The sequence below is a fragment of the Mesorhizobium sp. M0621 genome, assembly GCF_040320745.1.
Taxonomy (GTDB): domain Bacteria; phylum Pseudomonadota; class Alphaproteobacteria; order Rhizobiales; family Rhizobiaceae; genus Mesorhizobium.
In genome coordinates this window covers 104858-122451 of sequence record NZ_JAMYQF010000008.1, presented here as the reverse complement: position 1 = coordinate 122451, position 17594 = coordinate 104858, and the positions used below count along the sequence as shown (strand labels likewise).

Sequence of the window (17594 nt, the reverse complement as noted above, 5' to 3'; positions counted from 1 at the left end):
CGCAGCTATGCGAATCTCCGCATGCCATGACCGGGCAGTTTCGTGAGATCGGGTTGTTTCCGAATTCCGATTGGAACTCCCGCGCTGTCTTTCCGTTTCCGGTCAGACTCTACAGAACAGGAGAAACAGTCATGCCACGAGGCGACAAGTCGAAATACACCGACAAGCAGGAACGCAAAGCCGATCATATTGCGGAAGGTTATGAGAAGCGCGGGGTCTCCGAGCAGGAAGCCGAAAGGCGGGCATGGGCGACCGTCAACAAGGACGATGCCGGCGGCAAGAAGGAAGGCGGCTCCGGGCGCGGCAAACATACCGGCAATCCCGCGGCGCATAAGGGCGGCAAAAGCGGGGGCAAGGCATCCGCGTCACGGTCAGCCGCTAGCCGATCGGAATCGGCAAAGAAAGCTGCAGCAACACGGAAGCGGAATGCCGAACACCGAGTTCATTGACCTGGACGAAGCCGCTCAGCCCGACAAGGCTCAACGCGACGGGGAGTGCCGGCATGAAATCGCAGCTCGTCAACGAGATCAGCGGACAAAGGACATTCGTCGTGGTGCTCGACCCCGGCGAGGAAGCGTTCGCCGCGCTGACCGCCTTTGCGGTCGATCAGAAAGTCGGCAGTGCGTCCTTGACCGCCATAGGGGCTTTCGAAAGAGCCACCGTGGGCTGGTTTGATCCGAATGCGAAGACCTATCGCAAAATCCCGATCGACGAACAATGCGAGGTTCTGAGTGCGATCGGCGACGTAGCGCTGGGCGACAATGGCAAGCCTAGCCTGCACATCCACGCGGTGCTCGGATTGAGCGACGGCACCACCCGGGGTGGACACCTGCTCGACGGCATCGTTCGGCCAACGCTTGAAATCACCTTGGTGGAAGCGCCCGGTCACTTGCGCCGCCGCAAGCGTCCCGAGCTCGGCGTCGCTTTGATCGATCTGGACGCGTGAAGGACAAAACCCGGCCTGGGCTCGCTCAAGGGCGATCTTGTCACGCCTTCTTCTCCGCCGGCACCTTGTCCGGTGCGGCTTCCCAGCCAAAAACACTGCGACCGCCAAGCAGATGCGACTGGTCGAATTCTCCGGCGACAATTTCCTTCAGGCTGGGGCCGGTGACGTATCGCTCGACCTGCCGCGACTGGTCGTCCAACCGCCTCAAGGCGCCGATTTCTTCTTCATGACCAAGTTTCGCCTTTTGCACGGCGGACTTCAGCACCCCGATGGTCTCGTCATAGACCTTTAGCGGCACAGGGAATGGGTGCCTGTCCTTGCCGCCATGTGCCAGGGAGAAACGGCCGGGATCGGAAAAACGGCATGGCGCGCCATGCACCACTTCGGCGACGAGAGCCAGCGCGCGCACCGTGCGCGCACCAACACCTGGTACCAGAAGGAGCTCGGAAAAATCCTCAGGGCCACGTTCGGCGGCGGCCGCCATGTTTCCATGCAGCCGACGCATGATGACATCGCTTTCGCGCACGTCGTGATGAGCTGGCATGATCAGATGCGCCAGCAACAGCTGTTGCGGTGCCGGTGCCGGTGCCGGTGCCGCACCGCGCTCCAATGCGGCGAACTCCTTGAGGATGCGATCCGGCCCAAGGTCCTGCAACAGATCCAACTGTCCCTGGCGCGAAGCTTCGGCGCGCCGGTCGGTCAGATTGACGATCTCGCCTTGGTTGGCGCCCTCAATGGCGGTGTGCGGCTGATCGACGAAACTCTTCAAACCTTCGGACAGCCAATGATAGCGGCGCGCCACCTTGCTGTCGCCGTTCATGCCTTGCTGGACCACGACCCAGTCGCCGTCATCGGTAACGATGAACCCATGCAGATAAAGATCGAAGCCATCCTGGACGGCGGCGCTGTCCACTTTGGCGACAAGCCGGCTGACGGTTGCCAGGCCCGCTCCATCAAAACCAACACGCTCGCCGATGATTGCAAGTTCATGCGGGGTCTTGCGCGAATGCGTGCCGCGGCCGCCGCAGACATGAATGCCAAGTTCGCCGGAGAGCGGCGTCAGACCGCGTTTCAAGGCGCCGACGACGCTGGTCGTGATACCGGACGAGTGCCAGTCCATGCCCATGACGGCGCCAAAGGATTGGAACCAGAACGGGTGCGCCAACCGGCGCAGCAACTCGTTGCGACCGTAGTGATGAATGATTGCCTCGCACATCACGGCGCCCAGGCGCGTCATGCGGTCGCCAAGCCATTTCGGCACGCGTCCACCGTGAAGTGGAAGATCAGCACTTCCCGATCGTTGCGCCACGTCTGTTCCTATGCCTGCCGTTCCCTCGATAGATAGGTACCCCAGACCGCACGAAGAAGCACTCGATGCTTCTGGCTGGCTGCGCCCGGCGACATCAAGTCCAGTGCGAGAGAACCATCTCCATCTCGACCGTTTCGACCTGCTGCGCAAATCGCTGGTGATAAACGGTCAGGAGCGCATCATGCGTCGCGTCGGAAGAACTGCACAGCGCGTCCGTAACGAGAACCACGCGATACCCGAAATCGATTGCTCCGAGCACCGTGGCCAGAACGCATACGTCGGTTTCGCCGCCGGTGATGACCAGCGTGTCGATATCGCGCTCCGTCAGAAAAGCCCTGAGCCGGCCCTCAAACCAGGGCGAGTAGATGTGCTTGTCGATGACCGCGGCCGGCGGGCAATAAGCGGCCAATGCCGGCAACAGTTCGACCATTTCGTCGCCGATACTTTCGATCGTCATCGAGGTCCAGCGCTCATAGTAGCGTTTCCATGTGCCGACACCCTGCCCCGGCTTCTGGGCAGGCAGGAAGCGCGTGAAGACCGTCTGCTGCGCCCTCCTTTCGACCAAGCTCTCGATGCGAGGCAGGACGCGAGTGATCCAGGGGGTTGCCCATTGTGACGGCTCGGCAAACAGCCGCTGCATGTCAACACAGACATGCATGCAGCGGTCGCCCAGAGGCCCGTATGTAAGACCCGGCATCGACATCAGGAAATCCGTACCCGGTCGGATTCTTTCACGAGCTTTTCCTTGCCGTGGGAGGCATCGATCAGAACGTCCCGTGCCGGCACTCGTTCCTCATCAGGAACCGACATCAGCCATCGACGTTTCCGCCTCATGGATCGACGCCATTCGCGGGTAGAGCGCATCCGTGAGGCGAACGGCGCTCCGACGAAATCCTTGAGGCAAGGAACAAAGGCCTCGGCAGTGGAGATGAACTCACAAGAAATTCCGATGGCTGCCATTTATCAACATTTAGACAAGCGGCCGGGACAGCGGCGATGAGCATTTTCTATCGAGCGGCCAAGATTGCGGAAGAGGTTCACGCAACGCAGCGCGACAAGACCGGGCAACCCTATATCGAGCATTGCCGACGTGTCGTCGACGCTGTCGAGACGATGGATCAGAAAGTCGTCGCCTATCTGCATGATGTCCTGGAAAAAGGCGAAGGCTGGTCTCGAGCCAAGCTGGAAGAGACCGGCTTTGGACCGTCGATTGCTTCTGCGGTCGATGCCATGTCGCGCAGAGACGGCGAGGACTATTTCACGTTCGTACGGCGGGCTGCATCGAATCCGCTGGCGCTGCCGGTAAAACGCGCTGACCTCGAAGACAACATCTGGCAGTCACGGCAAATTGGGGCCTCGACAGCCAAATACGAAGAAGCCTTGCGCATCCTCAATGAGGAATTCTCCGAGCGCTAGCAAATGCCCGCCAGAGGTCCAACGATACTATTCCCTGACATGTGGCGTGTGCCTTTTGTCCTCCACCGGGTCGATATCGATGCGCGCCTTTTCCGGATCGAAAGCTCCATGACGTGCAATGGCCCGCGCTGCCGTATCCGGCGTCTCGTATGTCCACATGAAGTCATCGGCCGAGCCACCGACAGCATGGACACGCCAATAGCTCGCGGTTCCCTTCAGCGGTGAGCTGCTTGTCGTGTTTGTCTTTTCGAAAAGCTCGAAATAGATGTCTTCGAAAGGGATATAGAACACCGGCTCATGTCCCTCTTCCCTGAGTATCTTCGCATGCTCCGTAGCCGCGACTATGGCATCGGAAAATCGCACCGTCACCGCGCCGGCAAACGGTTCTATGGTCAGTTGGTGGTGTTCAGCAGTTGCGACTGGAGTTTGCATCCGAATTCTCCTTGGCTACCGATTGATCGCGCGACGGCGTTCCGGTCCGCCATCCATGGAGACGAAATGCGCGGCGATGCATCAGGTTCCAGCCGCCCGATGAAGCCGAATGACTGCCGAGCCAAGCGCTTTATTGCCTGCCGTAACTGTCGAGAAAGCTCGCCAACAGTCGCGAAACCTCGTGTGGGGCCTCACGTGTTGGGAAGTGCCCGACTGCATTCAGGACCACGCGTTTGTAGGGCGCGCTGAAATGCTCCTCCAGCCCTTCCGACGATGCGGTCAGCACAACACGGTCGTCGCCACCATGCAGCGTCAAGGTCGGCACCGTGATGATCTTGACCGATGTTTGCCGGCGGGCCAGCTCCGCGTAGCGGGGATCGGGCTCCGCCTCACCCCAACGAACCCGATAGGAATGCAGCGTCACATCAGGCCAATCCGGATTTTCGAAGGATGCAGCCACTTCATCGAAAATGGCATCGTCGAACCAGCCCAATGGGCTCCAGCTGTCCCATTGGAATCTGGCGAATTCCTTGCGATTCTTTCGCACGAACTCGGCGCCGCGCGCTGTTGCCATGAACCATTGATACCAAAATGCTTTCGCCTGTTCAGGCGCTGGCGTTACCGGCTTGCCGGGTTGCCAGCCGAGCGATAGCGCGGCACAGCAACTGATGCGATCGGGAAAAATCGAAGCCAGGAGGTAGGAGATCCGTGCTCCCCAGTCGTGCCCGACGACAGCAAAGCGGCTGAGGCCAAGCGCGTCGGCAAAGTCCAGCACATCCTGCGCCATTGCAGCAATTTCGCCGGATCGCATGGTTTCCTTCGACAGGAACGATGTCCTTCCAAAACCTCGCAGCCACGGCGAAAACGTTCGAAAGCCGGCCTCATGCAGGACCGGCGAAATGCGCGCGTAAGTGGTCGCGTCGTCCGGCCAACCATGCAGCAGGACAACGGGCGCACCGCTTTCTGGCCCGCCACCGAGGTAGGCGATGCGCAGCAGTGGCGTATCGCAAGATGAGACGGGGTTCATTTGCTCTCCGGTGCTGTAACCGGCTGGTCGCCGCCAGTCGTCGACTTGGGTCTGGCATCCTGGTCGACCTGCGGGTTCTTGTTGACGGCGTCGGTGTTGGCTTTCGTCGGTTCGATGCTGTTATCACAGGCGCCGAGCGCAAGAGCCGCAGCCAACACCAGAAGCGACAAGGATCTCTTCATCGAAACCTCCTCTGGCTGATATTCGACAAACGAGGCTCCGCGAATTTGGTTGCCTGGGTGGCGCTCGGGCCAGCCTTCAATCCTTCGAGCTTTTTGAGCCGGCGCTGACTGTCGGGTCAGGAACGGTAGGGCCGCGTTCGGCCTCCGGACCTTCTCCCTCTATCTCCTGCACGGCTTGATCCCAGTGCTCCTGCTCGCGCCCAGTCGGACGGCCCTCCCGCTCCCAAATTTCGTAGGCACGCCGTTTGATGCGCTCTTCCCTGCTGTCCATGACATTCGATCCTCCGATCTATCAATCTCAATTCCGGACGATATTTTTTGTTCCTCTCTGCCAGGAGAGAACCGCCGCGGGCGCTGCGTTTCAAACAAGACGCAGATGGATTGCGAGCTCAAACCGCTTGGTTATTGCCGTACCGACGTTTTTTCGTGACATGCCGGCGCTGGCGGATCAATGTATCTGACTGTTGATCTGCGCCCTGCACGCCTGGCCTCCACCATCGCCCGATGGGCAGTGCCCTGATCGCCCCGGATCGAAAGACTTGACGGGCATTTCGAGACCAAGGTGACGCCCATGCGGGAATTGCCGAAAGACATCGACGCCGATGTAGTGATCGAAATCAGCAAGCTGCTGGATGACAGTCCGCTTTTCGTTCCCGTGCGGGTTCATGAGCTTGCAGCCAGGGTGAGGCAGAAGGTGAAGACAGGTTTGCCGGACCTCTCGATCGAAGAACTGATCGTGGAAATGGCCTCCGTTCGCCAGTTGGCCATGGCGTTCGATCTGCCTGGATCGGAGAATGTGGTGCAGATTCCGATCCGTTATCCGCGCCGCTAAGTCCATGCTCGCTGGGCTGACGCCATGCGCCGTTATCTCTTCTGCCAATCGATCGCACGGCTTACCGTCAAGACGTCGTTGGGAACCTAACGTGCGACTGCGGATTGAGTGCCCGCGAGGGTTCGAACCCAGGTCATTGCGATGCCCCTTAGTCCGGATTGGCAAGATATAGCGGCACGGTTGGTTTTGACCGTGCTTGCCGGTGCGCTGATAGGATTGGATCGCGAAGCGCGCGGCCATTCGGCAGGATTGAGGACGACCATTCTGGTAGGATTGGCCGCCGCTCTCACAATGGCACAGGCAAATCTGCTGCTGGGAGTCGGCGGCAAAAATCCCGATTCCTTTGCCTCCATGGACGTGTTGCGCTTTCCGCTTGGCGTGCTGACCGGTGTCGGCTTTATCGGCGGGGGCGCCATCCTTCGCCGCGGCAACCTTGTCAGCGGAGTCACAACGGCTGCCACATTATGGGTGATGACGGCGATCGGACTGGCGTTCGGCGGCGGTCAGTATGGTTTGGGGGTGGCTGGGACGGCGCTAACCTTGTTGACACTTCTCGTGCTGAAATGGATCGACGTGCGCATTCCCCGCGACCATCACGCCGAACTGGATATCGCCTGGAGGGCGGGAAAGACCGGCGATCTCGGCGAAATCGTCAAGCCGCTCGGTTACCGGGCACGGCTGGTCGGAATGGAGCGGCGCCCGGATCACCACGACCCTGTATTCTCATTTGAAATTGGCTGGACGCGACCGGACCGTAGCGGCCCGCCGACGGATTTGCTTTCGCTTTTGGATCAGCACTGCGAAGTCAAGAGATTCAGCCTGGTCAGCGAGCCGGCGCACTGAACGGAATTCCCTGTCGGTTTGAAGAGCGCTCGGCCTTTGTCATTTTTGGCAGTCGCGCAGCGCCATCTCGGAACAAAGTTTTTTGGTTCAAGTTTACCCAACGAAGGGACGAACTTTTCACAGGAGATTTCCTATGAAACACGTTCTCATGACCAGCATGTTGGCGATCGGTCTCGGCTGCGGGATGGCGATGGCTCAGACACAACAGCCAGCCGAAAGCCAATCAGGCGCTGACACCAATTGTCCTTCGGGGACGGATAACTGCCAGACCGGTTCGAAGATGGGCGAGCAGGCACAGGGGAAGGCTAAGGTCCAGACCGACGAGCAGGCTCAGGGCAAGGCCGGCGCCACCACGGACCAGCAGGCCCAGGGCAAAGCCAAGGTCCAGACCGACGAGCAGGCTCAGGGCAAGGCCGGCGCCACCACGGACCAGCAGGCGCAAGGCAAAGCCAAGGTCAAGACCGACGAGCAAGCCCAGGGCAAGGCCGGCGCCACCACGGACCAGCAGGCGCAAGGCAAAGCCAAGGTCCAGACCGAGAAGCAGGCTCAGGGCAAGGCCAAGGTCCAGACCGGCGAGCAGGCTGGCGCCACCACGGACCAGCAGGCGCAGGGCAAGGCCAAGGTCCAGACCGACGAGCAGGCCCAGGGCAAAACTCCTACACAGGATACGACGTCGACTGGCTCGATCAACAATATTACGGTTGAACAGAAAACCCAGATCACCCAGGTGATCAGGGAGACGAAGATCGAACCGGTGGCCAATGTCGATTTCGACATCTCCGTAGGCGTGGAAATTCCGCGGCACAAAATCAGGCTGCATCGTTTGCCGGCTCGCATCGTCAAGATCGTCCCGGCTTACGAAGCTTATGAATATTTCCTGCTTGCCGACGGTCGGATTGTCATCGTCGATCCGGATACGCTCAAGATCGTGCTGATTTTGACCTAACAGTTGCGGCCAGTGGCGGTCCGCCCCGCCCATGTCGGGGTGGGCCGCCCCACTGAGAGCGCTGGCGAGAATCTCCTGTCGCCCCGGGCACGAAGGATGCCCTCACCATGATGATGCAGCAGCGTGATGGGTGAAAGTCCTATGCACTCTTGCGTTTCGCCGCGGTCGACTTCGCCTTGGTGGTGGGTTTGCCACCCTCCTGCGCCAGGCTCTTGCGCAAAATGTCGGCGAGATTGACGACGTTGGTCTTGGGTTTTGGCGCCGGCTTCGGCGGCTTCTTGCCCTTGCGCTTTGCCTCGATCATCGCGATGAGCGCGTTTTCATAGGTGTCTTCGAATTTCGACGGATCGAATTTGGCGGGTTTCTTGTCGATCAGAAGCTGGGCGATTTCCAGCATCTCCGGATCGACCTTACGGTCCTTCAGGCCTTTGAATACCGACTGCGCTGAAATCATCTCGTTGTGATTGCGCAGCTCGGTCAAGAGCATGCCCTTGCCTTCTGCCTGGATCAGCACTTCCCTGCCGCGCTGATACAGCACCACGCAGGAGCGGGCGGCCACCTTCTTGTGTGCCATTGCATCCCGGATCACAGCATACGCTTCCGCGGATGCGGCATCTGCGGGAACAAGGTAATAGGGTTTTTCGAGATACCGGGCATCGATGTCATCAATCGGCACGAAGCCGCCAACCTCGAGCGTGTGCTGCGACACCAGCTTGAGCTTCTTGATTTCAGCCGGCTCGATCCGAATGAAGTCGCCTTTTCCGGTCTCATAGCCTTTCAGCTGGTCTTCGGCTTCGACCGTTTCGCCGGTTCCATCATCGACATAAGCGCTCCTGACCGGCAATCCGTCCTTGCGGTTCAGGATCCTGAAGCGAATTCTTTCGGCCTCGGTGACGGCACCGATGATCTTGACCCCGCATGAAACCGATCCGACCTTCAGGAAGCCTTTCCAGGCAGCACGCGGCGCGACCATTGCAATCCTCACAACTTGCCGATGGATTCTGAACGAGTGGTGCCGCGAATGGTTCCTGACGCACATGAACGCCTGCTAGTACAACAATTGGAAAATCATGACCGCCGCCGCCAACGTCATGATGCCCGTCGCTGCCCAGCCCACCAAGCGCATGGCCAATGGGACAACGGCATTCCCCATCACATCGCGTCGCGCCGTCATCAGCATCATCACCACCATCACCGGGACCGCGACCACGCCGTTGACGACCGCGCTCCAGTAGAGGGCTTTGATCGGATTGACAGGCGTAAAGTCGAGACACGCACCAAGGAGCGTCGCCAGGGCGATCGCCGCGTAGAACGCTTTCGCCTGCAGCGGTTCGCGCTCCAGCCCGATCGGCCATTTGCGCGCCTCGCCGAGCGCATAGCCGGCCGACCCGGCAAGGACCGGAATTGCCAAGAGCCCGGTTCCGATGATGCCGAGGGCAAAGATTGTGAAGGCGAACTGGCCGGCGACGGGTTTCAGCGCTTCCGCGGCCTGGCTCGAGGATGTTATGTCGGTGACACCCCCGGCATGCAGTGTGGCGCCTGCGGTGATCATGATGGCAAGCGCCACCACATTCGAGAATGCCATTCCAATATAGGTATCCAGCCGGATGCGCTTGATAGCGTGGGTTGACCGCCGCGGTGCCTTTTTCAGAGGCTTGCGTCGACTGGCCTTTTCTTCTTCAACCTCCTGCGAGGCTTGCCAGAAGAACAGATAAGGGCTGATGGTCGTGCCGAAAATGGCCACGACCGTGGTCCAGAACTGCGGGTCTGGCGACAATGTCGGGATGAACAATCCGCGCGCGATTTCCGCCCAGGGCACGTGCACGAACAGGATGGTACCGAAATAGGCAAACAGCGAAACCGTCAGCCATTTCAGGATCGAGACATAGCGGCTGTATTTCAAGAATATCTGAAGAACCACCGATATGCCCGCAAAAAGCACGACGTAAAGCAGTTGCGGGCCGCCAACGATAAGCCGCAACGCATCGGCCATGGCACCAAGGTCGGCGCCGATATTGATGGTATTGGCGATGAGAAGAAGAAAAACAATCGCCTGCAGCAGCCAGTTTGGATAGTAGACCCGCATGTTGCCGGCGATGCCCCGGCCGGTGGTCCGGCCAATGCGCGCGCTGATTTCCTGAATCACGGACATCAGTGGATAACTGAACAGCATCGTCCATGTCAGTCCGTAGCCAAATTGCGCACCAGCCTGTGAATAGGTGGCAATGCCGCTCGGATCATCGTCGGAGGCTCCGGTTATCAAGCCCGGTCCGAGGACGGTGAGAAACCGTGATTTGAGTGCCCTCACCCAACCGGAAACATCGGCGTTCAGCGCTCGCTCCTTCGCTGTCGTTTAATCGGGGCATTACAAAGGGCCCGCCGCTTCCTGAGAAGCGACGGGTCGGAGATTCGCGTCAGGTGACGCTAGATGCGCCCGAGCACGACCAGGATGATGATAATAAGCAGCAGCAGACCAAGACCGCCGCCACCATAGTAGCCGGTGCCGTAGAATGGCCCGCCGCCAAGTCCACTAAAGCCGCCAAGCAATGCAAGAATCAGAATGATGATAAGAATGGTGCCGAGACTCATGACGTTCTCCCGTCTGCAGCTTACCTCCGTTGCGAAACGCAGCGGCGCCCGCCTGCTAAGACTATGAACTCGCCACAAGCCTTCCTGTTCCCGGCGAGGTCCACTGGTTTTGACACGTCGGTTCTTGACAGTTTCAACATGCCTTGAACAAAGTCACCCCGCGACGCCTGGATAGCCTTGGCCTTTCAACAATCCAGCGAGATGGGCGGCGTTGGATGCAGCCATTTCAATCGTGCCGGAGACTTTTTCCGGTGTTTCCGGCAAGTCGACATAATTGACATCGCCCATGGCTTCGCCAACCCAATAGACCCCGCTATTGGCGGGAATGGTGAAGCCAACGTCGTTCAGTGCTTGAAAACATTCGGCGTGGCAGTGATGCGCCCCGTCCTCGTTGCCGACGATGGCTATCAAAGCCACCTTTCCTGCCGCCGGCATGCGCCCTTTGTCGTCAGTCTCCTCCAGAAATGCATCCATTCGCTCCAGAACGCGCTTGGCCACGCTCGAGGGCTGGCCGAGCCAGATTGGCAGCCCGAGCACGAAGATGTCGGCCGCCAGTATCTTCTTCCTGAGCTTCGGCCAATCATCGCCCTTGCCCATATCGGAAAGCACACCCGGCTTGATATCGTGATCGACCGAACGCACGATCTCGCCTTTGACGCCGTATGGCACCAGCGCCGCCAGGACATCGGCAAGCAACCGGTCCGTGGAAGATTTTTCTCTGTCGTTGGAAGCTTTCAGCGAGCAATTGAGGGCGAAGGCCGTAAGTGGCATGTGAGATCTCCTGCATTATCCCAGCCAATCGCCGCGGCTGCCACGCGGCGGCGCGTTTATGCAACTTGTTGCGGGATTGTTTGGCATTTAACGCTGAGGGTAAAGGCTTGTTCCGCTGACGGGCCACTCGACCTGGCACGAGAATTCCCAGGTTTTTGCCATCCAATGACGCCTGCTGGGAACGGGCGGCGACGTCGAGCAACGCTGGCCCTGGCGGCAACCTATTCGACCGACCGTCGTTTCCCCAGAGTTCTTGCGAATGGATAGACAATGCGCGTCCAGACCCCAGAAGTAGGCGGCGTGCGGCTGGCGGTGTCCGTGGCCGGCGATCCGGCTCGGCCTGCCCTGATCCTTCTTCATGGCTGGCCCCACTCCAGAGAAATCTACGATGGAGTGCTCGACGAACTCGGCAAGCGATACTTCACTTTGGCTTTCGACCTTCCGGAGATTGGCGGATCGCGAGGTGCCCCGCCATCGGCGGAGAAGAAAGTCCTGGCAGATATCGTGATTTCAGCCGCCGAGGCGATTGGCGCCAGGTCCATGGTGGTTGCCGGCTTTGACGTCGGCGGCATGATCGCCTTCGCCGCAGCGCGCTATTACGGTGACCGCATCGTTGGCGCGGTGCCGATGAATACGGTCACACCCGGCCTTCATCCATGGGCTGATGTAATCGCAAACCCGGCCATCTGGCACTTTGCGTTCCATGCGGTGCCGGAGCTGCCGGAATTATTGGTGACCGGCCATCAGCGTGCGTATTTCGACTTCTTCTTTGATCTGCTCGCTGGCCGGCATGGTGCCGTGACGAATGAAATGCGGCAGATCTTCACCGCGGCCTATTCGAGGCCGGAGGCACTCAAGGCTGGCTTTGACTGGTACCGCGCATTTGAAGCGGATGCCAAGGCCAACGCCGTTCGGGCAACCATCGAGGTTCCACTTCTCTACATCCGCGGTGACGCGGACTTCGGATCGATCGACGACTATCTCGAAGGTTTGAGGCTATCGGGTGCGAAGAACCTGCAAGGCCATGTGATCGCCAATTGCGGCGAGTTTCTGCCTATCGAGGCACCGGAGGCATTCGTCAAGGCGCTGGCGGAATTTGCACCGAGATAGCACATGCGAATGCTGCTCAGCGCCCTGCGGTGCGAAGCGCCGATATGAAAACCAGCAGCAGCGCCAAAGCATTGAGACCCGCGGCGATGGCATGCGAATATTCCCATTGGCGCCGGAGCAACTCCCAGTTTTCAGGCAGAATGGTCCAGTTCCGCGTTGCCCGATTGGTCGGATATGTCAGCGTCCAGAAGGCAAACTGCGTGGCGCCGATGCTGAGAAAGGCGACCACGATCAAACCAAACGATCCGCCTGACCGATAAAGCAAAACGGCCAGGGCAGCCGTCGAGAGCAACGCCCCCAGCACCACGATGCCAAACAGGCTCCAGCCATCATAGGCGCGTTGCGCGGCCAGATAACTCGTCCCGTCGAGCTTCATCTTGTTGAACATCGCGAAGAGATGCGCGCCGGCCGGGATGAAAGCCAATGCAACGAAAATGAAGCTAATCACCCTCAGTCCATAGATCGCCATATCCGGTCTCCTCTCGAGGAGAACAGCTAGGGCAATCGGCATGGTTGGAAAGGTGGTTTGAATTGTGCGGCCAAGCCCGATTTACCCGCAAGCCTGTGAGTACCTACTGGGTTGCGGAAGTCACGTCGCGCTGTGCACCAGCGTTGAAGAGGAACGGCTGGCGTTCATCGTGAGAGCCCGTCGCGAAGCCCCAGCATTCTGAAAGGCCAGCGTGAGGCACAGGGATCTTAAGCCCGCAATGTCCGCAAGGTGATCGAATAGCGGTGCTCGGCAACCGGCGGGATGCTGTGCTCCCATTCCGTGCGCGAGGGACCGGTCATGAGATAGGCCGACCGTGGCTCAACGAGGATGGTCTGCCGATCCCATCTGGTGCCGTTTTTTCGCCGGAGGCGGAAACTGCAAGGCGCCAGCAGCGAAACGCCCGCCACATCTTCGAAATGAGGCTTGTCGCGGTGCCAGCCGATGCCAGCGCCAGGCAGGTACTCGTTGATCAACACCTGCGCGAAAGCTTCGGCTGGCCGGCTAGCCAAGACCGCGACCTTCTTGCGCAGAGAAAACAGAAATCAGGTATCGGGGGCGCCTCCACGACTTCACGCCGCTCGTAATCGTAGCGCAAGCCAAAACCGACGACGCGTCGGTTTGCCAGATGGCCATGAAAATCAAACGCTTGAAAAGGCAGGCCTTCCAGGTGCCGGGCGAGTTCGGTTTCTTCTTCCGGCGTGATCAAGTCGGGCCGATAGAAGAACCCCTCCGGCAGATCGTCGGTGGCACCGAAGAGATCGGCTTGGCGCGCGGAAGCGGCAGTCTTGGATTTGAGCGACGGCATGGTCCTTAGATGGTGAAGCGAACCCATCCGGCAACCTCCAGATTGTTTCCAACAGCGTTGTCGAAATCTTCCAGAACGATTGGACCTCGCTCGCCCAGCTTGAGCGAATTCTGATCGTCAACGGGAGCGTCGGCGCGGCGGCACTCCGTCACCTGCGTTATCCAACGGAACGGAGCGGCCGCAAGACGGTTGGGTTGGCATCGCGTCCTCGGGACCAGAGATCAATGAACATCTTTCCACTGCCGCTCGACATCCGTCCAATGGAGGCGAAGATTGCCAACGCGATCCCCGAAAAAAATGGGCCCTGGCAGTACGAACCCAAATGGGATGGATTTCGCTGTCTGGTGTTCAAGAATGGCAATGCCGTGGACTTGCGCGCCAAGTCCGGGAAGCCGCTCGGCCGCTATTTTCCCGAGATCATTGCGGCGGTACGCGACCTCAAGAGTGGGCATTTCGTCATCGACGGCGAGATCGTCATCGAGGTCGAAGGCACGCTTTCCTTCGAAGCGTTGCAGATGCGTCTTCACCCCGCGCAGAGCAGAATCCGTAGGCTGAGCTCGGAAACGCCCGCCAAGCTGATCCTCTTCGACATGCTTGCCGAACCCGGCGGTCGGATCATCACGGACAGACCACTTGCCGAGAGGAGGCGGGCGATCGAGGATTTCGTGACCTCCTCGGACAATCCGGATCTTCGTCTGTCGAAGTGCACGCATGACAACGCCACCGCAGCACAATGGCTAAGAGGAGCCGGACATGGGTCGACCGACGGCATCGTCGCCAAATTGCTCGAGGGTCATTATCTGCCCGGCCAACGTGCAATGGTGAAGGTAAAGCGGCTGCGTAGCGCCGATTGCGTCGTCGGTGGTTTCCGCTACCTCGCTGGCAGTCGTGAAGTCGGCTCGCTGCTCCTCGGTCTCTACAATGATGACGGCAAGCTCGACCATGTCGGCTTCACCTCGACCATCGGCAACAATGACAGGGCAGCGCTCACGAGAAGGCTGGAGGGGCTGCGGGCTGAGCCTGGGTTCACCGGCAAGGCGCCCGGTGGGCCGAGCCGTTGGAGTACCGAGCGCAGCGGAGAGTGGGAACCGCTGAAACCCGAACTGGTGGTTGAGGTTCGCTTCGATCACGTTACCAGTGACCGGTTCCGCCATGGCACCAAGCTGCTGCGCTGGCGACCGGACAAGGCACCACGGCAATGTACGTTCGAGCAGATCAAATAGCCTCTCCTGCGTTCGCTCTCCAAAAGGCGATTTCTTGTGTCGAAGGAACCAACTCTGGGTTCGCTGGTTCGAAGACCATCTGTCGGAGGATTCCTTGACATGCCAAATGATGCAAAGCTTCCCATCGATGCGGTGATCGCTAGCGCCCAAGGATTCGCAGTATCATCACCAGCCTCTCAGCGGAATCCAGCAGCGATCAGGCCTCCAAATGCCGCGACTTGAGACCGGCGCCTGCTTTTGCGGAGGGATTACCGCCGTCATGGACGGTGAGCCTTTCTGGATATGCTACGATCATGATGACGATTGCCGGCGGGCCATTGGAAGTCCGCTTACCGTATGGGTCGGTTATCGGCCGGAGCAATTCCGGCTGCTCAAGGGAACACCGAAAGCCTTTTCCAGGACATGCGGCGTCGTCAGGACATTCTGCCCGGACTGCGGGACCTCGATAGGCTATCGCGATGACGGCCTGCCGGACGAGCTTTATCTGGCAATCGGCTTCTTCGACAATCCCGAACGTTTCCGGCCTCAGGCCCATGCCTATTGGGCCCTGAGGCTGCCTTGGGTCGATTTTGACGACAACCTGCCGCGCGTCGATCGATACTCGAGGAAGCGCGATGCGGAATTCGGCAATCCGCGTGACAGATAGCGGCAAGGAGTAAGCAGTCCCCGTAGTGGAACCGGACAATCCCCAGCGGGTTTTGTCCGAGTGACATCGGGTGCCGACATGCCGTCGACTGTGATCCGCGACACGAACTACGATCCCGCGACCAGGATCCTCTCGGTCTGGTTCGTGCCGAGCGGTATCCGCTATGACTATGAGGACGTGGCACCGGCGACCTACGCCGCTTTCAGAAAGGCCTCATCCAAAGGCCGTTTCTTCAATGAATTCATTCGTGATCATCACAAATATCGCCGCTTTGGGGAACGGCGGGCCGTTGGGAAATGAAGTGCTCGATCGCGGGCCGTGCGGGGTCACTCTCCCGACAGCTTCTGCTTGATTTTCTTTATCATGCCGTCGTGAGATTGACCCATGAAACGGTTCTCGATCCCGGCCCATTCAGACATGCGCACGATGTCCTCGAAGCCCGCGAGGTCGACGCTTGCTTCCGGCACCAGCGGCTTGCCTTGCCGCAAATCGTCGAGCGCCTGCTGCAGGGCATGGACAGCGCGGAACAGAAGCGTCGTCGGATAAAGGATCATGTCGTAGCCCATTTCATGCAACTCGGCAGGCGATTGCCAGGGCGTCTTGCCGCCGCGCTCCAGGATGCTCGTGGCCAGTGGAACGTTTCTGAACGCCTCGCCGACCTGGGTCAGCTCCTCCACGCTGGTCGGCCCCTCGACGTAGACACCGTCGGCACCGGCGTCGAGATAGCGCTTGCCGCGCTCGATCGCATCGCGCAGCCCGTGCGGCTGCCGCGCATCGGTGCGGGCAAGCAGGAAGAAATCCGGGTCGGCGCGTGCCGCGACGGCGGCGCGAATCTTTTGCTCCATGAATTCCGGCGCAACGACCTCCTTGCCAGCCATGTGGCCGCAGCGTTTGGGTGGCTTCTGGTCCTCGATGAACAGAGCCGAGGCACCGATCGCCTCGTAGCTCCTGACGGTGCGCGTCACGTTCTTGACGTCGCCATAGCCGTCGTCGCCGTCGATCAGCACCGGCAGGTCGGAAGCCTCGACGATCTCACGTGCCCTGGCATGCTTTTCGCCAAACTGTTCGAGATCGATGTCGGGCACCGCGTGCATGGCCGCGACCATGGCGAACCCGCCGATCTGATAGGCCGGGAATCCGGCGCGCTCGATCAACCGGGCCGTCAGCGCGTCGCCCGCCGACGGCAACACAAGCGGCGCGTTATGATCAATCATCGATTTCCAGGATAGACGCCGGACCATTTTCGAACCTCCCGTCGGAAACGCGAGCGATAGATCGAGGTTCCAGGCGCTTTCGGGAGAGTGTTTGGCCCGACATTGTGACACCGCTGAAGCTGACACGGTCAAAGCGCCGATTTCGTAGGACTCGCACGTGCCGAGAGAGGCAAAGGGCGCTTCACCTCAGCGGAAGATCTTGCGGATTTACCGGAAGCGCTCGCGGGGTACCAATCCGGCCGGCGGTTTGCATCTGTTTTGAGATCACGATCATGGGCGTCGAGATGCCGGCTGGCACTTGCAACGATATCCCGGTTGCAAGCCGCGCGGTTCAGCGCAATTCGTCCGAACCGTCAGCGACACCCACGCGATGCCGATAGACCATTTCCCATCCCTTCCAGCCTGTAAACAGCAGGATGAGAACCACTATCAACGACAGGATCAGGCCAGTAGGAACCACAGCCGCCTCCCCATGTTCGTATCGGGAGTACCAGTTGTAAAGTTCGATCAGGACGACGAGTATATTTCCCCCTGCATGAAGCCATGCCGTCGTGAGATTGCGAATCTGAACATCGCCCAGAACGTCGGTCAAGCCGGCAAGAGCGGCTAGGGCCGCCATTATCAGGCCCGCTCCGAGAAGCCACAGCGAACCGGTGACCCATCCCGGATTGCCTGTTCGCCAGAAGATCAAGTCGCAAACGAAGGCAGCAACAAAAAAAGCGATAGGGAATGGAATCAACATGGGATGAATTGGATGGCCGGCGACGCTGGCTGTGCTGTGCGGGTTGTGGGTCATCGTATTGGCTCCAACAA

24 protein-coding genes and 1 pseudogene are annotated in these 17594 nt (G+C 59.6%); 10 read left to right on the top strand and 15 right to left on the bottom strand.

The genetic code is table 11. The features are described from left to right. Positions 1-131 precede the first annotated feature (131 nt). Both NKI38_RS08385 and NKI38_RS08380 read left to right on the top strand, forming a co-directional pair. Complete coding sequence (locus tag NKI38_RS08385; protein WP_352656433.1) at positions 132-449, top strand: plasmid stabilization protein; 318 nt, start codon at positions 132-134, stop codon at positions 447-449. Positions 450-502: 53 nt separating this feature from the next. Beyond that, entirely contained in the window at positions 503-946 is a 444-nt protein-coding gene (locus tag NKI38_RS08380) for a PPC domain-containing DNA-binding protein (RefSeq protein WP_352656339.1), read from the top strand. A gap of 40 nt (positions 947-986) precedes the next feature. On the opposite strand, the gene NKI38_RS08375 is transcribed toward NKI38_RS08380, so the two are convergent. From NKI38_RS08375 to NKI38_RS08365, 3 genes are all read right to left on the bottom strand, one after another. Then, the gene (locus tag NKI38_RS08375; protein ID WP_352656337.1) at positions 987-2255 is read right to left on the bottom strand and encodes a DUF763 domain-containing protein; all 1269 of its coding nucleotides are present in this window, start codon (positions 2253-2255) and stop codon (positions 987-989) included. Between the two features lie 94 nt (positions 2256-2349). Then, the gene (locus NKI38_RS08370) at positions 2350-2958 is read right to left on the bottom strand and encodes a cysteine hydrolase family protein (RefSeq protein WP_352656335.1); all 609 of its coding nucleotides are present in this window, start codon (positions 2956-2958) and stop codon (positions 2350-2352) included. Next, positions 2958-3215 (bottom strand): hypothetical protein, encoded by a 258-nt coding sequence (locus NKI38_RS08365; RefSeq protein WP_352656334.1) that lies wholly within the window; start codon positions 3213-3215, stop codon positions 2958-2960. Before NKI38_RS08365 ends, NKI38_RS08370 begins: the two co-directional genes overlap by 1 nt. A gap of 36 nt (positions 3216-3251) precedes the next feature. Between NKI38_RS08365 and NKI38_RS08360 the strand changes: the two genes are divergently transcribed. Beyond that, entirely contained in the window at positions 3252-3671 is a 420-nt protein-coding gene (locus tag NKI38_RS08360) for an HD domain-containing protein (protein ID WP_352656333.1), read from the top strand. Positions 3672-3698: 27 nt separating this feature from the next. On the opposite strand, the gene NKI38_RS08355 is transcribed toward NKI38_RS08360, so the two are convergent. The 4 genes from NKI38_RS08355 to NKI38_RS08340 all read right to left on the bottom strand — a co-directional run bounded on the left by NKI38_RS08355 (position 3699) and on the right by NKI38_RS08340 (position 5583). Beyond that, a complete protein-coding gene (locus NKI38_RS08355; protein ID WP_352656332.1) occupies positions 3699-4103 on the bottom strand; it encodes a DUF427 domain-containing protein in 405 nt (134 codons plus the stop codon). Positions 4104-4233: 130 nt separating this feature from the next. Further along, on the bottom strand, positions 4234-5130 hold the full coding sequence (locus tag NKI38_RS08350; protein ID WP_352656331.1) for an alpha/beta fold hydrolase: 897 nt from the start codon (positions 5128-5130) through the stop codon (positions 4234-4236). After that, complete coding sequence (locus NKI38_RS08345; protein ID WP_352627213.1) at positions 5127-5312, bottom strand: hypothetical protein; 186 nt, start codon at positions 5310-5312, stop codon at positions 5127-5129. Before NKI38_RS08345 ends, NKI38_RS08350 begins: the two co-directional genes overlap by 4 nt. A 76-nt stretch (positions 5313-5388) precedes the next feature. After that, complete coding sequence (locus NKI38_RS08340; RefSeq protein WP_352656329.1) at positions 5389-5583, bottom strand: DUF2934 domain-containing protein; 195 nt, start codon at positions 5581-5583, stop codon at positions 5389-5391. 300 nt (positions 5584-5883) lie between these two features. Here NKI38_RS08340 and NKI38_RS08335 point away from each other — a divergent pair, with 300 nt between their 5' ends. From NKI38_RS08335 to NKI38_RS08325, 3 genes are all read left to right on the top strand, one after another. Continuing rightward, complete coding sequence (locus NKI38_RS08335; RefSeq protein ID WP_352627210.1) at positions 5884-6144, top strand: hypothetical protein; 261 nt, start codon at positions 5884-5886, stop codon at positions 6142-6144. Between the two features lie 141 nt (positions 6145-6285). After that, complete coding sequence (locus NKI38_RS08330; RefSeq protein WP_352656431.1) at positions 6286-6987, top strand: MgtC/SapB family protein; 702 nt, start codon at positions 6286-6288, stop codon at positions 6985-6987. A gap of 133 nt (positions 6988-7120) precedes the next feature. Next, positions 7121-7933 (top strand): DUF1236 domain-containing protein, encoded by an 813-nt coding sequence (locus tag NKI38_RS08325; RefSeq protein WP_352656327.1) that lies wholly within the window; start codon positions 7121-7123, stop codon positions 7931-7933. Positions 7934-8072: 139 nt separating this feature from the next. Here the strand turns inward: NKI38_RS08325 and ku are convergent, their stop codons facing one another. From ku to NKI38_RS08305, 4 genes are all read right to left on the bottom strand, one after another. Further along, entirely contained in the window at positions 8073-8906 is an 834-nt protein-coding gene (ku, locus tag NKI38_RS08320) for a non-homologous end joining protein Ku (RefSeq protein ID WP_352656326.1), read from the bottom strand. Between the two features lie 75 nt (positions 8907-8981). Continuing rightward, a complete protein-coding gene (locus NKI38_RS08315; RefSeq protein WP_502899272.1) occupies positions 8982-10196 on the bottom strand; it encodes an Nramp family divalent metal transporter in 1215 nt (404 codons plus the stop codon). Between the two features lie 161 nt (positions 10197-10357). Further along, positions 10358-10522, bottom strand: coding sequence for a DUF3309 family protein (locus NKI38_RS08310; RefSeq protein ID WP_352656324.1), 165 nt, complete (start codon positions 10520-10522; stop codon positions 10358-10360). 153 nt (positions 10523-10675) lie between these two features. After that, on the bottom strand, positions 10676-11293 hold the full coding sequence (locus NKI38_RS08305) for a flavodoxin family protein (RefSeq protein ID WP_352656322.1): 618 nt from the start codon (positions 11291-11293) through the stop codon (positions 10676-10678). A gap of 270 nt (positions 11294-11563) precedes the next feature. Between NKI38_RS08305 and NKI38_RS08300 the strand changes: the two genes are divergently transcribed. Then, positions 11564-12403 (top strand): alpha/beta fold hydrolase, encoded by an 840-nt coding sequence (locus NKI38_RS08300; protein ID WP_352656320.1) that lies wholly within the window; start codon positions 11564-11566, stop codon positions 12401-12403. A gap of 16 nt (positions 12404-12419) precedes the next feature. Here NKI38_RS08300 and NKI38_RS08295 read toward each other — a convergent pair whose 3' ends face one another. Together NKI38_RS08295 and NKI38_RS08290 are read right to left on the bottom strand one after the other, a co-directional pair. After that, positions 12420-12872, bottom strand: a complete 453-nt coding sequence (locus NKI38_RS08295; RefSeq protein ID WP_352656318.1) for a hypothetical protein — start codon at positions 12870-12872, stop codon at positions 12420-12422. A gap of 227 nt (positions 12873-13099) precedes the next feature. Beyond that, positions 13100-13698, bottom strand: a pseudogene (locus NKI38_RS08290) (alpha-ketoglutarate-dependent dioxygenase AlkB). A 224-nt stretch (positions 13699-13922) separates the two neighbouring features. Here NKI38_RS08290 and NKI38_RS08285 point away from each other — a divergent pair. From NKI38_RS08285 to NKI38_RS08275, 3 genes are all read left to right on the top strand, one after another. Next, entirely contained in the window at positions 13923-14921 is a 999-nt protein-coding gene (locus NKI38_RS08285; protein WP_352656316.1) for an ATP-dependent DNA ligase, read from the top strand. A 208-nt stretch (positions 14922-15129) separates the two neighbouring features. Then, positions 15130-15567 (top strand): GFA family protein, encoded by a 438-nt coding sequence (locus tag NKI38_RS08280; RefSeq protein WP_502899271.1) that lies wholly within the window; start codon positions 15130-15132, stop codon positions 15565-15567. Between the two features lie 78 nt (positions 15568-15645). Further along, positions 15646-15867, top strand: coding sequence for a KTSC domain-containing protein (locus NKI38_RS08275; RefSeq protein ID WP_352656312.1), 222 nt, complete (start codon positions 15646-15648; stop codon positions 15865-15867). Between the two features lie 26 nt (positions 15868-15893). Here NKI38_RS08275 and NKI38_RS08270 read toward each other — a convergent pair whose 3' ends face one another. Beyond that, positions 15894-16781 carry an isocitrate lyase/PEP mutase family protein gene (locus NKI38_RS08270; protein ID WP_352656310.1) on the bottom strand — a complete coding sequence of 296 codons (888 nt, stop codon included), beginning with the start codon at positions 16779-16781 and terminating at the stop codon, positions 15894-15896. A gap of 331 nt (positions 16782-17112) precedes the next feature. Beyond that, on the bottom strand, positions 17113-17577 hold the full coding sequence (locus NKI38_RS08265) for a DUF2231 domain-containing protein (protein ID WP_352656308.1): 465 nt from the start codon (positions 17575-17577) through the stop codon (positions 17113-17115). Positions 17578-17594: the final 17 nt, after the last annotated feature.

Excerpts from the sequence above, each read along its gene's own strand:
- NKI38_RS08275 (WP_352656312.1), top strand. The coding sequence starts at position 15,646 with ATGCCGTCGACTGTGATCCGCGACACGAACTACGATCCCGCGACCAGG.
- NKI38_RS08385 (WP_352656433.1), top strand. The coding sequence starts at position 132 with ATGCCACGAGGCGACAAGTCGAAATACACCGACAAGCAGGAACGCAAA.
- NKI38_RS08340 (WP_352656329.1), bottom strand. The coding sequence starts at position 5,583 with ATGGACAGCAGGGAAGAGCGCATCAAACGGCGTGCCTACGAAATTTGG.
- NKI38_RS08300 (WP_352656320.1), top strand. The coding sequence starts at position 11,564 with ATGCGCGTCCAGACCCCAGAAGTAGGCGGCGTGCGGCTGGCGGTGTCC.
- NKI38_RS08365 (WP_352656334.1), bottom strand. The coding sequence starts at position 3,215 with ATGGCAGCCATCGGAATTTCTTGTGAGTTCATCTCCACTGCCGAGGCC.
- NKI38_RS08305 (WP_352656322.1), bottom strand. The coding sequence starts at position 11,293 with ATGCCACTTACGGCCTTCGCCCTCAATTGCTCGCTGAAAGCTTCCAAC.
- NKI38_RS08380 (WP_352656339.1), top strand. The coding sequence starts at position 503 with ATGAAATCGCAGCTCGTCAACGAGATCAGCGGACAAAGGACATTCGTC.
- NKI38_RS08370 (WP_352656335.1), bottom strand. The coding sequence starts at position 2,958 with ATGTCGATGCCGGGTCTTACATACGGGCCTCTGGGCGACCGCTGCATG.
- NKI38_RS08310 (WP_352656324.1), bottom strand. The coding sequence starts at position 10,522 with ATGAGTCTCGGCACCATTCTTATCATCATTCTGATTCTTGCATTGCTT.
- NKI38_RS08265 (WP_352656308.1), bottom strand. The coding sequence starts at position 17,577 with ATGACCCACAACCCGCACAGCACAGCCAGCGTCGCCGGCCATCCAATT.
- NKI38_RS08360 (WP_352656333.1), top strand. The coding sequence starts at position 3,252 with ATGAGCATTTTCTATCGAGCGGCCAAGATTGCGGAAGAGGTTCACGCA.
- NKI38_RS08280 (WP_502899271.1), top strand. The coding sequence starts at position 15,130 with ATGCCGCGACTTGAGACCGGCGCCTGCTTTTGCGGAGGGATTACCGCC.
- NKI38_RS08335 (WP_352627210.1), top strand. The coding sequence starts at position 5,884 with ATGCGGGAATTGCCGAAAGACATCGACGCCGATGTAGTGATCGAAATC.
- NKI38_RS08285 (WP_352656316.1), top strand. The coding sequence starts at position 13,923 with ATGAACATCTTTCCACTGCCGCTCGACATCCGTCCAATGGAGGCGAAG.
- NKI38_RS08345 (WP_352627213.1), bottom strand. The coding sequence starts at position 5,312 with ATGAAGAGATCCTTGTCGCTTCTGGTGTTGGCTGCGGCTCTTGCGCTC.
- ku (WP_352656326.1), bottom strand. The coding sequence starts at position 8,906 with ATGGTCGCGCCGCGTGCTGCCTGGAAAGGCTTCCTGAAGGTCGGATCG.
- NKI38_RS08330 (WP_352656431.1), top strand. The coding sequence starts at position 6,286 with ATGCCCCTTAGTCCGGATTGGCAAGATATAGCGGCACGGTTGGTTTTG.
- NKI38_RS08355 (WP_352656332.1), bottom strand. The coding sequence starts at position 4,103 with ATGCAAACTCCAGTCGCAACTGCTGAACACCACCAACTGACCATAGAA.
- NKI38_RS08350 (WP_352656331.1), bottom strand. The coding sequence starts at position 5,130 with ATGAACCCCGTCTCATCTTGCGATACGCCACTGCTGCGCATCGCCTAC.
- NKI38_RS08325 (WP_352656327.1), top strand. The coding sequence starts at position 7,121 with ATGAAACACGTTCTCATGACCAGCATGTTGGCGATCGGTCTCGGCTGC.
- NKI38_RS08295 (WP_352656318.1), bottom strand. The coding sequence starts at position 12,872 with ATGGCGATCTATGGACTGAGGGTGATTAGCTTCATTTTCGTTGCATTG.
- NKI38_RS08270 (WP_352656310.1), bottom strand. The coding sequence starts at position 16,781 with ATGATTGATCATAACGCGCCGCTTGTGTTGCCGTCGGCGGGCGACGCG.